We start from the raw sequence: 13,119 nt of genomic DNA, 5'->3' as shown, positions 1-13,119 counted from the left end.
TGGAATCTGCCTAAGAAACATGCTGGTGACTATGTTGACGCTGGAAGGAAACTCTGGCTACAGTCGCCGCACTCCCTAGCAGAGACGACCGGGACGGTCTCCTCTGCCGCCGAGTGCGACCACCCCCACCCTCCGGTCGTTCCCTCAAGGACGGCCGATCCTGCGCGTGCACCGCCGGGCCCCTGACAAGCCCCGGCTCGTTGCCGCCGCGCTGAGACGGAGTAGTTCATGGCACCTCCTCCAGCTCGACCCGTACGTCTCGGAGCCGCCGTGCTCGCGGCCTCCGCCCTGGTGGCGGCCTTCGCGGTGCCGGCCTCCGCCGCCGCCCCGGCCACCGTCAAGACCTCGGTGTCCACCAAGGCCACCCCGGCCACCAAAGCTGCCCCCGCAGCGCACCATCCCAAGTCCGCCCTGGCCCAGAAGCCCTATCTGGGCTGGAGCAGTTGGAGCCTGGAGTCGACCAACTACCCCGGCGTCAACCCGACCGGGCCGGCCAGCTGGCTGACCGAGGCCCATGTGCTGCAGCAGACCGACGTGGTCGCCGCCAAGCTCAAGCCGCACGGCTACCAGTACGTCAACATCGACGCCGGCTGGCAGAGCGGCTTCGACTCCTACGGCCGGCCCAAGGCCAACGCCACCACGTTCCCTGACGGCATCGCGTACGTCGCGAACTACGTCCACAACAAGGGCCTGAAGCTGGGCATCTACCTGGCGGTCGGCCTGGACCCCAAGGCCTACGGCACCGGTACCACCCCCATCTACGGCGCGCCCGGCTGCACCACCAAGGACATCGTCTACCCGGACCTGCGCACCACCAACGGCTGGAACAGCGCGTACAAGATTGACTTCTCCAACTCCTGCGCCCAGTCCTACATCAACTCGATAGCCGACGAGTTCGCCGGCTGGGACGTGGACTTCCTCAAGCTGGACGGGGTCGGCCCCGGCTCCTTCCAGGGCGGCGCCAACTACGACAACACCGCCGACGTCGAGGCCTGGAACACCGCGCTGACGCAGACCGGCCGGTCGATCCAGTTCACCATCTCCTGGGCGCTCAGCCACAACCAGGCCGACGTGTGGAAGGCCAACTCGAACGGCTGGCGGATCGACACCGACGTCGAGTGCTACTGCGGCACGCTGGTCGGCTGGAACAACTCGGTCAAGCAGCGCTGGAACGACGTGGTGCAGTGGATCCCGGACGCGGGCCCAGGGCACTGGAACAACCTCGACTCGCTCGACGTCGGCAGCGCGACCATGGACGGCCTCACCGACGCCGAACGGCAGAGCTACGCCACGCTGTGGGCGATCGAGGCCGCGCCGCTCTACTCCGGCGACGACCTGACCAAGCTGGACAGCTACGGCCTGTCGCTGCTCACCAATGACGAGGTCCTCGCCGTCGACCAGGCGGGCACCCCGGCCTCCCCGGTCAACCAGCGCTCGGACCAGCAGACCTGGTACACCCGCAACGCCGACGGCAGCGTCACGGTGGCGCTGTTCAACCTCGGCAGCGCCCCCGCCACGGTCACCGCCCAGTGGAGCGACCTCGGCCTCAGCGGCTCGGCCGCGGTCCACGACCTGTGGAGCCACCAGGACCTGGCCAAGGCCAACGGCAGCTTCAGCGCCACTCTGCCCGCCCACGGCTCACGACTGCTGCGGATCACCCCGGCCGGCAGCAACAAGCCCGGCATTCCGGTGAACGTGCACGGCACCGCGTCCACCTCGTCCAGCGTCTCGCTGGCCTGGGCCCCGTCCACCGGCGGCTCGACCGCCACCGGCTACGAGGTCTACACCGACGGCAAGAAGTCCGCCACCGTCAGCGGCACCTCCGCCACCGTCTTCAACCTCCAGTACGCCAGCACCCACACCTTCACGGTGCTGGCCGTGGACCGGTCCGGCCACAAGTCGCCGACCGGCACACCGCTGACGGTGACCACCAAGGGCTCCGGGGGAGCGGTGGTCTACGAGGCCGAGTCCTCGGCGAACACCCTGGCCGGCGGCGCCTCGGTCGGTGACTGCGGCAACTGCTCGGGCGGCAAGAAGGTCGGCAACCTGGGCGGCAGCGGGATCCTGACCTTCCCCGACGTCACCGTGTCCAGCGCCGGCACCTACCTGGTCGACCTCGCCTATGTCGACGGGGACTCCAGCCGGACCGCGGTCATCACCGTCAACGGGACCGCCTTCAACCTGCCGCTCTCCGGCACCAACAACAACGACTGGGGCACACCGCAGACCGTCACGGTTCCGGTGCAGCTGAAGGCGGGCGTCAACAGCATCCAGGTCGGCAACCCGACCGACTACGTCTCGGACATCGACAGGATCACCCTCTAGCCCTGGCCGGCGGCCCGCCCACCGCGGGCGGGCCGCCGGCCAGGACCGCACCGCCGCAGCCGAGGAGAAAAGGAGAGCACCGTGGCGCAGGCAATCGAGCAGGACCCGGTGCCGCCGGCGATACGCCGGAGCACCAAGGGCAGGGCCAAGGCCATCACCACCGCCGCACCGAAGAGCGGCAAGCGACTCGGCGGCAAGCGGCCCGGCGGCAAGCGACCCGGCGCCCAGCGGGGATCGTCCGCGGCGCACCGGCACGACGGTCGGCTCGCCTGGCTCCTGATCACCCCGGCTCTGGTCGGATTCCTGGTGTTCTTCGCCTATCCGACAGTGCGCGGCATCTATCTCAGCTTCACCGACTTCCATGTCCTCTCCCCGCCGAAATGGGTGGGGCTGGCCAACTTCCGCGAGCTGATGTCGGACGAGGTCTTCTGGCACTCGCTGCGGGTCACCCTCTACTTCGTGGTGCTCTCGGTGGTGCTGGGCCTGATCGTCTCGCTGGTGACCGCCGTGGTGCTGCACCGGCTGACCAGGTCGACCGTGATCCGGGCACTGATCCTGCTGCCCTTCCTGATCTCCGGCGTGGTCGCCGGACTGGTCTGGTCCTGGATGCTCGATCCGCAACTGGGCATCGTGAACGTGGTGTTGAACAAGCTCACCGGGCACACCGTGATGTTCTTCGGCAGCAGCGCCTGGGCGATCCCCTCGCTCGCGGTGATCAACGTCTGGAAGACCATGGGCTACAACGCGGTCCTGATCTTCGCCGGGCTGCAGACCATCCCGGAGACGGTGTACGAGGCGGGCCGGATCGACGGGGCCAGCGAGTTCCAGATGTTCCGGCGGCTGACCGTCCCGCTGCTGCGGCCGATCCTGGTGATGGTGGTCATCCTCAGCGTGATCAGCTCGTTCCAGGTGTTCGACATCGTCTCGGTGACCACCCAGGGCGGTCCGGCCGACGCCTCCAACGTGCTGCAGAACTACATCTACGACAAGGCATTCCGCCAGTTCGACTTCGGCTACGCCGCGACCATGTCGCTGGCCCTCTTCGTGATGCTGATCGCGATCACCTTCACCCAGATGCGGCTCGCCCGCGCCAACGAGACCGACCTCAACTGATGGAGGCATGACCGTGTCCACCGCAACCATGTCCCGTCGGGGCTTCTCCCCGGGCCGTACGCTGGCCTGGGTCTACATCTCGCTTGTCATCGTCATCACGATCTTCCCGTTCTACTGGATCCTGCGCACCGCGCTGTCCAACAACTACGCGCTGTCCACCGACCCGTCCTCGCTGCTGCCGGTCGGCTTCACCTTCGGGGGTTTTGAGCGGGCGCTCGGCATCTCCAGCGTCGCCCAGGCGCAGGCCCAGGGCGGTTCCGGGGCCTCCATGGACACCGCGCTGTTCCTGCGCAACTCGGTGGTCTACGCGGGCGGCCTGACCATCTGCATCGTCTTCTGCTCGGCCATCGCCGCCTATGCCTTCTCCCGGCTGCAGTGGCGCGGCCGCAACACCGTCTTCACCATCCTGCTGTGCGCGCTGATGGTGCCCGGCATCCTCACCCTGCTGCCGAACTTCGTCCTGATCAAGGACCTCGGGCTGACCAACACCTTCTCCGGGATGATCCTGCCGGGCGCGTTCTTCTCCGCCTTCAACATGTTCTTCCTGCGTCAGTTCATGCTCGGGCTGAGCACCGAGATCGAAGAGGCCGCGATCATCGACGGGGCCGGACCGCTCCGGGTGCTGTTCCGGATCACGCTGCCGATGACCGCGGCGCCGATCACCACGCTCACCATGCTGACCTTCATCACCACCTGGAACGACTACTTCTGGCCGCTGCTGGTCACCAACGACAACAGCGTGCGCCCGCTCACCCTCGCCCTCGCGGTGTTCAAGCAGTCCTCGCCGCAGGCCGCGCCCGACTGGGCCGGGCTGATGGCCGCCACCCTCATCGCCGCACTGCCGATGCTGCTGCTCTTCGTCGTGTTCGGACGACGCATCGTCAACTCCATCGGCTTCTCAGGAATCAAGTGAGCCGCCCCGTGCATCCTCTGCCCGACACCCACCCTCAGTCCGACAGCCACCCGCTGCCCGACACCCGCCTCCCGGGCGACCTCAGGCTCGCCTGGCCGCTGCCCGCGGCGAACTGGAACGAGGCCGCCCCGGTCGGCAACGGCCGGCTCGGCGCCATGGTCTTCGGCGGCACCCGCCGCTCCCGGATCCAGATCAACGACTCCACGGTCTGGTCCGGCACCCCGGACGGCCCCGCAGCCGCGCTGGCCGCCGTGCTGGCGAACGGCGCGGGCCCGGAGCGGCTGGCCGCCGTCCGCACCGCCCTCGGCGCCGACGACCACGCCACCGCCGAAGCGCTGCTGATGTCCTTCCAGGGCCGCTACAGCCAGGAGTACCTGCCCTACGCCGATCTGCTGCTGACCCTGGGCAGCGGCGCGGAACAGACCGTCTACCGGGGCCGGACCCTGAACCTCGACAACGGCGTGGTCCAGGAGGACCTCGACCAGGACGGCCGCCGGATCCGTCGGCTGACCTGGGTCAGCGCCCCGGCCGGAGCCCTCTGCGTCGCCCTCTCCGTGGACGGCGGAACCACCGACCTGCGGATCGCGCTGGACTCCCCGCTGCGGGTGGTGCACACCGGCTACGACACCGACGGGGCCGCCCTCGGCGTGGAGATACCCGTCGACGGCGCCCCCTCCCACGAGGAGTCCGTCGCCGAGCCGCTGCGCTACGCCGACGCCCCCGTCGACGGCCGCGACCCCGACGGCTACGACCCCTACGGCGCCGTGGCGCTCAGGGTCGCCACCGACGGCCGGGTCAGCGCGGGCGAGGACGGCTGGGCGGTGGAGGGCATGACCTACGCGCTGCTGACCCTTGCCAGCTCCACCAGCGCCGCCGACCACTGGGCCGGCCGAGGCCCGCGTTCGCGCAGCGAGCACCAGCAGACCGCCGCCGACACCGCCGCCCGTGCTCTGGCCCGCGGCGCCGACGAGCTGCTGCGCGAGCACCAGGCCGACCTGCGCACCCTGCTGGGCTCCGCCGCCCTGGAGATCGGGCCGCGCCGGGCGGGCGACTTCGACGTGGTCCGGGACATCCTCGGCGGCAAGGACGAACTCCTCACCGCCACCGTGCTGTTCCAGCTGGGGCGTTATCTGCTGGCCTCGGCCTCCCGACCGGGGGCCGGACCGCCGGCCAACCTGCAGGGGATCTGGAACGCCGACCTGCGCCCGGCCTGGTCCTCCAACTACACCGTCAACATCAACACCCAGATGAACTACTGGGGCGCCGAGGCGGCCGGCCTCGGCAGCTGCCACGAGCCGCTGTTCGACCTGCTGGACCGGCTCTCCGAGGCCGGCACCCCGGTCGCCCGCGAGCTCTACGGGGCGCGCGGCTGGGTGGCGCACCACAACACCGACATGTGGGGCTGGACGCTGCCGGTCGGCATGGGCCACGGCAACCCGTCCTGGTCGATCTGGATGATGGGCGGCGTCTGGCTGTCCCAACACCTCTGGGACCACTACGAGTTCACCCAGGACACCGGCTTCCTGCGGGAGCGGGCCTGGCCGGTGCTGCACGGCGCCGCCCTGTTCTGCCTGGACTGGCTGGTCGACGACGGGCACGGCGGCCTGGACACCGTCCCGGCCACCTCGCCGGAGAACCTGTTCCGCGCCGCCGACGGCAGCCCGCGCTCGCTCACCCGCTCCACCGCCATGGACATCGCGCTGATCCGGGCCCTGTTCGAGCGCACCCTGCGCACCGCCGAACTGCTCGGTCTGGACGACGACCCGGTCACCACCGAGATCCGGAACGCGCTGCCGCAGCTCGACCCGCCGCAGATCACGGCCGGCGGCTGGCTGCAGGAGTGGGCCGAGGACCTCCCCGAGGTCGACCCGACGCACCGTCACCTGTCCCAGATGATCGCGGTGCACCCGCTGGGCCAGATCGACCCGGACGCCACCCCGGCCCTGGCCGCCGCCGCGCTCCAGCTGATGGAGCGGCGCGGTCCCGGCGCCATGGGCTGGTCCTGGGCCTGGAAGATCGCCCTGCGGGCCCGGCTGCGCGACGGGGAGACCGCCCGTGACCTGTTCCTGGAGGCGGCCAGGCCGCTGGACGCCGACCCGGACACCGACGCGCCGGTCGACGGCTCGCAGTGGGGCGGGCTGCTGCCCAACCTCTTCTCCACCCACCCGCCGTTCCAGATCGACGGCAACTACGGGCTGATGGCCGCGCTCACCGAGATGGTGCTGCAGAGCCACGCCGGTGCGGTCCACCTGCTGCCGGCCCTGCCCGCCGACTGGCCGCAGGGCCGGGCCAGGGGGCTGCGCTGCCGGGGCGGCCTGGAGGTCGACTTCGACTGGTCCGACGGCCTGTTGCTGTCGCTGACGGTCCGTCGGGTGAGCGGCGACGGCGCCGAGCCGGTGGCCCTGCGCTGCGGAGGCCGCACCGTGCGGCGGCGGATCGCGGCGGGGGAGCAGGTGCGGTTCGACCCGCAGCTGCGCGAGCTGCCCGCGCTTCCCGCGGCGGTGGGCGCCGGATGCTGACCGACCTGGACCTCCCCGCGCTGTGGGAGTACCGCAGCGACTACCGCGAGCCGGCCGGCTTCGACGCCTTCTGGGCCCGCACGCTGGCCGAGGCCCGAGTCCACGCGCTGGCGCCGGTGCTGGCCCCGGTGGAGACCCCGCTGGAGACCGTCGAGGTCTTCGACCTGGCCTTCGCCGGGTTCGGGGGCCACCCGGTTCGCGGTTGGCTGCGGCTGCCCCGGCACCGCACCGGGCCGCTGCCCGCGGTGGTGCAGTTCCACGGCTACGCCAGCGGACGCGGCCACCCGCTGGAGGACCTGCTCTGGGCCTCGGCCGGATACGCCCACCTGGTGATGGACGTCCGCGGCCAGGGCGGCGGCTACGCGGGCGGCGGGGCCACCCCCGACCCGGTCGGCAGCGGCCCGTCCCACCCCGGCTTTCTCACCCGCGGGATCGAGGATCCGGACGACTACGTCTACCGGCGGGTCTTCACCGACGCGGTCCGCGCGGTGGAGGCGGTGCGGCAGCTGGAGTGCACCGACCCCGGGCGGGTCGGGCTGGTCGGGGCCAGCCAGGGCGGCGGCATCGCGCTGGCGGTGGCCGGTCTGGTCCCGGGGCTGACGGCGGTTCACTTCCAGGCGCCGTTCCTCAGTGACATCCGCCGGGCGGTCCGGATCACCGGCAGCGGCCCCTACCCCGAGATCGCCGGCTACCTCGCGGCGCGCCGGCACCAGGTCGAGGCCGTCTTCGACACCCTGGCCCACTTCGACGGGATCGCCTTCGCCCGCCGGGCCACCGCCCCCGCCTGGTTCTCCACCGGGCTCATGGACGAGGTCTGCCCCCCGTCCACGGCGTTCGGCGCCTTCCACGCCTACCGGGGCGAGAAGCAGATCCGGGCCTGGGAGTTCAACGGCCACGAGGCCGGCGGCAGCGAGGACCTGGCGGTCGTCCTGGCCGCCTTCCAGAGCCTGCTGAAGCCCGGGCACTGACCGCACCACATCAGAACCACCCCCACCCTCGAACATCCTTGAAACGAGGCACCACCATGAACCGCAGACTGCCCGCGCTCGCCGTCGCCGTCGCCCTGACGGCCATCGTCTCCGGCTGCTCCAGTTCCAGCACCAGCGCCTCCGGCTCCAAGACCGTCAACTGGTGGACCTGGGACGACAAGCAGGCCGCCGCCTACGCCAGCTGCGCCACCGCCTTCGAGAAGGCCAACCCCGGGGTCACCGTCAAGATCTCGCAGTACGACGTCGCCGACTACTTCACCAAGTTGACCGCCGGCTTCGTGGCCGGCAACGCGCCGGACGCGTTCCAGAACAGCGTCCAGTTCTTCCAGGCCTACGCCTCGCAGCACCAGCTGCTGCCGCTGGACGCCGACATCGCCGCGAGTAAGATCGACATGTCCAAGTACTCGGTCGGGGTCGACGCCTGGAAGTTCACCGACGGCAAGCAGTACGCGCTGCCGCTGGACTGGGCGGCCACCGGCATGTACTACAACGCCGACATGCTGACCAAGGCCGGCTACACCAAGGCCCAGGTCGACTCGATGAACTGGAACCCGGACGACGGCGGCACCTTCGGCAAGATGGTCGCCCACCTCAGCGTGGACGACAAGGGCGTCCGCGGCGACCAGCCGGGCTTCGACAAGGCGCACGTCAAGACGTTCGGATTCGGCGACATCGCCGCCAAGGACTTCATCGGCGAGTCCACCTGGAGCTCCTTCGTCGCCACCACCGGATGGAAGCTGAGCGACAAGCCGACCTGGCCGACCGTGTTCAACTACGACGACCCGCGCTTCGTGAAGACCATGGACTGGGTGCGCTCGCTGACCGACAAGGGCTTCGCGCCCAAGATCGGCTCCTTCACCACCAGTGACGTGGACCAGCTGGCCTCCGGCAAGGTCGCCATGGAGACCGGCGGCTCCTGGGAGGCCTCGACCTTCGCCAAGCTCCCGGGCGTCAAGGTCGGCATCGCGCCCACCGTGCTCGGCCCGGACGGCACGACCCGCGCGGTGATGAGCAACTCCAACGGCAACAACATCTGGGCCGGCACCAAGAACCCCGACCTGGCCTGGAAGTGGGTCTCCTACATGGGCACCGAGGAGTGCCAGAGCATGGCCTCCAAGACCGGTACCTTCTTCCCGTCCATCCCCGCCGCGATGGACGCCTCGGCCAAGGCCATGGCCGCCCAGGGGGTCGACCTGTCGGTGTTCACGGACATGATGAAGAACAAGGTGCTCTTCCCGGCCACGGTCTACGGCAACGGCGCCGCCATGCAGGACGCGATGGAGCCGCTGTTCGAGGGCTACTTCGCGCACCAGAAGAACGACGACGTGTTTGCGACGATGCAGAGCAAGAGCAAGACCCTGCTCGCCAGCAACTGACCCCCGCCGGACCCCCGGCAGGACCTGTGTCCCGGCAACGGACACCTGGAAAGGACTCAGCCATGCCCACCACCCCCGCGCGGATCATCTACCTGCGCGCGGCCGGCGCCGCCCTCGTCGTGGAACTGACCGAGCCGGTGCCGCGAGTCCTGCACTGGGGTCCGGACCTCGGCGAGCTCTCGGACGCGGACCGCGCCGCGCTGAGCCTGACCGCCGAGGCCGCCGTGCTCAACAACTCCCTCGACACGCCGCGCCGGTTCACCATCTGGCCCACCGAGGCCGACGGCTGGTCCGGCACCCCGGCCCAGCAGGGGCACCGGGCCGGCACCGCGACCGCCCCGCGGCTGGCCACCAGCGGCCATCGGTACCGGGACCTGCCGGGCGGGGGAGCGGAGCTGGTGGTGGAACTACTGGACGGCGTCGCCGAAATCGGCGTCACCGTCAGCTACCGGCTGGAACCGTCGGGGGTGCTCGGCGTGCAGGCCGAGCTGGTCAACCGCTGCGCCGATCCCGGCGCGGCCCCCTACGACCTGGCCGACCTGACCACCCTGCTGCCGCTGCCGGCCCGGGCCGGCGAGGTGCTGGACTTCACCGGGAAGTGGAGCCGCGAGCGCTCGCCGCAGCGCCGGGAGCTGGAGTTCGGCAGCTACGTCCGCGAGGTGCGGCGCGGAAAGCCTGGGGTGGACTCGCCCTATCTGATGGCCGTCGGCGTGCCCGGCTTCGGCTTCCGCGAGGGCGAGGTCTGGGGCCTGCACGTCGGCTGGAGCGGCGACCAGCGCTACCTGGTGCAGCGACTGCCTGAGGGCGCCGGCACCCACGCCGCGGTCCTCGGCGGCGGCGAGCTGCTGCGGGCCGGGGAGATCCGGCTCGGCCCGGGGGAGAGCCACCGCACCCCGGTCTGCCACTTCGCCTGGTCGGGGGAGGGGCTGGACGGCCTCGCCGACCGCTTCCACGACCTGCTGCGGGCCCGCCCGACGCATCCGAGCACCCCACGCCCACTGATCCTGAACAGCTGGGAGGCGGTGTACTTCGACCATGACCTGGACCACCTGCTGGGGCTCGCCGACCGGGCCGCCGAGGTGGGCGTGGAACGCTTCGTCCTGGACGACGGCTGGTTCAACGGCCGCCGCGACGCCACCGCCGGGCTCGGCGACTGGACCGTCGACCCGGTGGTCTGGCCGGACGGCCTGACGCCGCTGGTGGACCGGGTCCGCGGGCTCGGCATGCAGTTCGGGCTCTGGGTCGAACCGGAGATGATCAACCTCGACTCCGACCTGGCCCGGGCGCATCCGGAGTGGATCCTGGCCCCCTCCGCCGGGGTGGGCCCCAGCTCCCGGCACCAGTACACGCTGAACCTGGCCGACCCGGACGCCTGGGACCACCTGCTGGCCGCGCTGGACAAGCTGGTCGGCCGCTATGCCATCGACTTCCTGAAGTGGGACCACAACCGCGAGCTGCACGAGGCGGTGCGGCCCGGGCCCGGCGGCGACCGTCCCGGCGGACACGCCCAGGTGGTGGCGCTGTACCGGCTGCTGGACGCGCTGAAGGAGCGTCACCCGCGGCTGGAGATCGAGAGCTGCGCCAGCGGCGGCGGCCGGATCGACCTCGGCATCCTGGAGCGCACCGACCGGGTCTGGCCATCCGACTGCAACGACCCGCTGGAACGCCAGACGATCCAGCGCTGGACCGGGCAGCTGCTGCCGCCCGAGCTGTGCGGCAGCCACCTCGGCCCCTCGCCCAGCCACACCACCGGCCGCCTGGGCTACGACACCTTCCGCCTGGTCACCGCCCTGTTCGGGCACGCCGGCATCGAGCAGGACCTGACCCGCTGCACCCCCGAGGAGCTGGCCAGGATCACCGCCTGGTCGCAGCTCTACCGCGAGTTCCGCCCGCTGCTGCACAGCGGCCGGGTGGTCCGCGCCGACCTGGCCGACCCGGCGACGCTGCTGCACGGCGTGGTCGCGGCGGACGGGGCGAGCGCCCTGTACAGCTGGGTCCGGCTCACCACCTCGGCCGCGGGGCAGTCCGGACGGGTCCGGCTGCCGGGGCTGGCCGCCGACGGCGCGTACCGGGTCCGGATCCGCACCGAACTCGGCCTCCCCTCGCTGCACCAGACCGCGCATCCGGCCTGGGCCGCGCAGGCCGTGGCCGACTGGACCGTCCTCCCCGGCGCGGTGCTGGCCCTCGCCGGGCTGCCCATGCCCACACTGAATCCGGAACAGGCCCTGCTGATCGAGATCCAACGGCTCCCCGGTGCAACGGCTGGGGTGCTTTCGGGAGTCTAGGTACCGGTGGGGCTGTTTCGCCGGCCCCACCGGATCAACTGGACACACGAGCAAGGGAACTGACAGTGACGCATGCTTTTCGCAGCCGTCTGGCCGCCGCCGCGGTCGTCGCGGGACTCGTCTGCGCCGGCACCCCCGCCCTGGCGGCGCCCGCCTTCGCCGCGCCACCGGCCCCGGCCCGGGCAGCAGCAGCGGCGCGGTCGCTGCCGGACACGGACGTCCTGTCCCGGGTGCTGGAGGTCAAGTACGCCGAGGCGCACTGGAACTGGACCGCGTGGAACGACAGCACCGCCGTCCCCTTCGGCAGCGCCCAGCCCGACTACCAGTGCGCCGAGTTCGTCGCCAGGGCACTGGCCGCGGCCGGCCTGGTGCCGGGGCTGAGCCCGGACGCCTCGCAGGACGACTACTTCCACTACACCGCGCCCAACGGCAAGGTCTACGACCTGCTGCTGATCTCCGAGCTGCCCCAGTACAACAACCTCTACGCCTACCTACTGGACAGCGGCATCGCGACCGACGTCGGCGACCAGCCCGCCCAGGCCAAGCCGGGTGACATCGTGGTCACCTACCTCGGCCCGGACGGGACCCTGAGCCATGTCGGCCTGGTCTCGCACGCCCCCACCGCCACCGCCGAGGCCACCGTGGACGCGCACAACAACGCCCGGCTGGACTACGGCTACCACTTCTACGCGCCCTCGCACCTGGTCCGGCTGGTCCCCAACGCCTTCGTCGAGGTGTGGGCCTGGGCCGCCACCCAGTGGGCGCTGCACCCGATCCAGTCGCCGGCCCCGACCCCGACCCCGGCCGCACCGAAGCAGCTGCTCGGCCGCCCGGCCCTCACCGACCCGGCCGGCCCCCAGGTCTGACCCACCCCCGCGCCATGGCCCCCGGCACCCCCGGGGGCCATGGCGCCAGGGACCCACCAGTAGGGTGACCGGGCATGGAGACGACGACGGCAGTATGGTCATTCGCGCTGGTGGTGGGCCTGCTCACGATCACCCCCGGTCTCGACACGGCGCTGATCCTGCGCACAGCCGCCCTCGGCGGACGCCGCGAGGCCTATGGCGTGGTGCTCGGGATCCAGGCCGGCACCCTGGCCTGGGGGACGCTCAGCTCACTCGGCGTCAGCGCCCTGCTCACCGCCTCGCACACGGCCTATGACGCACTGCGGATCGTCGGGGCGGCCTACCTGCTGTGGATGGGGGCCCGGATGGTGTGGGCCAGCCTGCGGCGCACCCCGGATGGCGAAGCGGCCCCGGTCACGCTCGACCGCAGTGGCGGCACCCTGCTCTCGGGGCTGCGGCGCGGTGCGACCACCAATCTGCTCAACCCCAAAATGGGCGTGTTCTATGTGGCGGTGCTGCCGCAGTTCCTCCCCGCGCACGCGCCCCATGTCGCCATGGGCCTGCTGCTGACCGGTGTGCATGTGGCCGAGGGCCTGCTCTGGTCCGGTGTACTGGTGGCCTTCGCCCAGGTGCTCCAGAACTGGCTGCGGCGGCCGGCCGCGCGCCGGGTGCTGGACCGGGTCACTGGAACGGTGATCGTCGCCTTCGGCCTGCGGCTGGCCATCGGCGACTGAGCCCAGGCTTCCACCGCGGG

The 13,119-nt window shown here is 71.1% G+C and carries 9 protein-coding genes; all 9 read left to right on the top strand.

Annotation, left to right across the window (positions count from 1 at the left end):
• The first annotated feature begins 228 nt into the window (after positions 1–228).
• Positions 229–2,325 carry a fibronectin type III domain-containing protein gene (locus tag ACXKR8_RS04440; RefSeq protein WP_458271589.1) on the top strand — a complete coding sequence of 699 codons (2,097 nt, stop codon included), beginning with the start codon at positions 229–231 and terminating at the stop codon, positions 2,323–2,325.
• An 81-nt stretch (positions 2,326–2,406) separates the two neighbouring features.
• Positions 2,407–3,438: a carbohydrate ABC transporter permease gene (locus tag ACXKR8_RS04435; RefSeq protein ID WP_458271588.1), complete on the top strand. Its 1,032-nt coding sequence runs from the start codon at positions 2,407–2,409 to the stop codon at positions 3,436–3,438.
• Positions 3,439–3,445: 7 nt separating this feature from the next.
• Positions 3,446–4,351, top strand: coding sequence for a carbohydrate ABC transporter permease (locus ACXKR8_RS04430; protein WP_458271587.1), 906 nt, complete (start codon positions 3,446–3,448; stop codon positions 4,349–4,351).
• A gap of 8 nt (positions 4,352–4,359) precedes the next feature.
• On the top strand, positions 4,360–6,870 hold the full coding sequence (locus tag ACXKR8_RS04425) for a glycosyl hydrolase family 95 catalytic domain-containing protein (protein WP_458271586.1): 2,511 nt from the start codon (positions 4,360–4,362) through the stop codon (positions 6,868–6,870).
• Entirely contained in the window at positions 6,864–7,838 is a 975-nt protein-coding gene (locus ACXKR8_RS04420; RefSeq protein WP_458271585.1) for an acetylxylan esterase, read from the top strand. Before ACXKR8_RS04425 ends, ACXKR8_RS04420 begins: the two co-directional genes overlap by 7 nt.
• A gap of 56 nt (positions 7,839–7,894) precedes the next feature.
• A complete protein-coding gene (locus ACXKR8_RS04415) occupies positions 7,895–9,235 on the top strand; it encodes an ABC transporter substrate-binding protein (RefSeq protein ID WP_458271584.1) in 1,341 nt (446 codons plus the stop codon).
• A gap of 62 nt (positions 9,236–9,297) precedes the next feature.
• Positions 9,298–11,520: an alpha-galactosidase gene (locus ACXKR8_RS04410; protein WP_458271583.1), complete on the top strand. Its 2,223-nt coding sequence runs from the start codon at positions 9,298–9,300 to the stop codon at positions 11,518–11,520.
• Between the two features lie 65 nt (positions 11,521–11,585).
• The gene (locus tag ACXKR8_RS04405) at positions 11,586–12,386 is read left to right on the top strand and encodes an amidase domain-containing protein (RefSeq protein WP_458271582.1); all 801 of its coding nucleotides are present in this window, start codon (positions 11,586–11,588) and stop codon (positions 12,384–12,386) included.
• A 74-nt stretch (positions 12,387–12,460) separates the two neighbouring features.
• Positions 12,461–13,099, top strand: coding sequence for a LysE family translocator (locus tag ACXKR8_RS04400; protein ID WP_458271581.1), 639 nt, complete (start codon positions 12,461–12,463; stop codon positions 13,097–13,099).
• Positions 13,100–13,119: the final 20 nt, after the last annotated feature.

Source organism: Streptacidiphilus sp. PAMC 29251 (genome assembly GCF_054208735.2).
This window is presented reverse-complemented; position numbering and strand designations above follow the sequence as displayed.

Coding starts and splice junctions, on each gene's coding strand:
- ACXKR8_RS04440 (WP_458271589.1), top strand. CDS start 229: ATGGCACCTCCTCCAGCTCGACCCGTACGTCTCGGAGCCGCCGTGCTC.
- ACXKR8_RS04430 (WP_458271587.1), top strand. CDS start 3,446: ATGACCGTGTCCACCGCAACCATGTCCCGTCGGGGCTTCTCCCCGGGC.
- ACXKR8_RS04420 (WP_458271585.1), top strand. CDS start 6,864: ATGCTGACCGACCTGGACCTCCCCGCGCTGTGGGAGTACCGCAGCGAC.
- ACXKR8_RS04415 (WP_458271584.1), top strand. CDS start 7,895: ATGAACCGCAGACTGCCCGCGCTCGCCGTCGCCGTCGCCCTGACGGCC.
- ACXKR8_RS04410 (WP_458271583.1), top strand. CDS start 9,298: ATGCCCACCACCCCCGCGCGGATCATCTACCTGCGCGCGGCCGGCGCC.
- ACXKR8_RS04400 (WP_458271581.1), top strand. CDS start 12,461: ATGGAGACGACGACGGCAGTATGGTCATTCGCGCTGGTGGTGGGCCTG.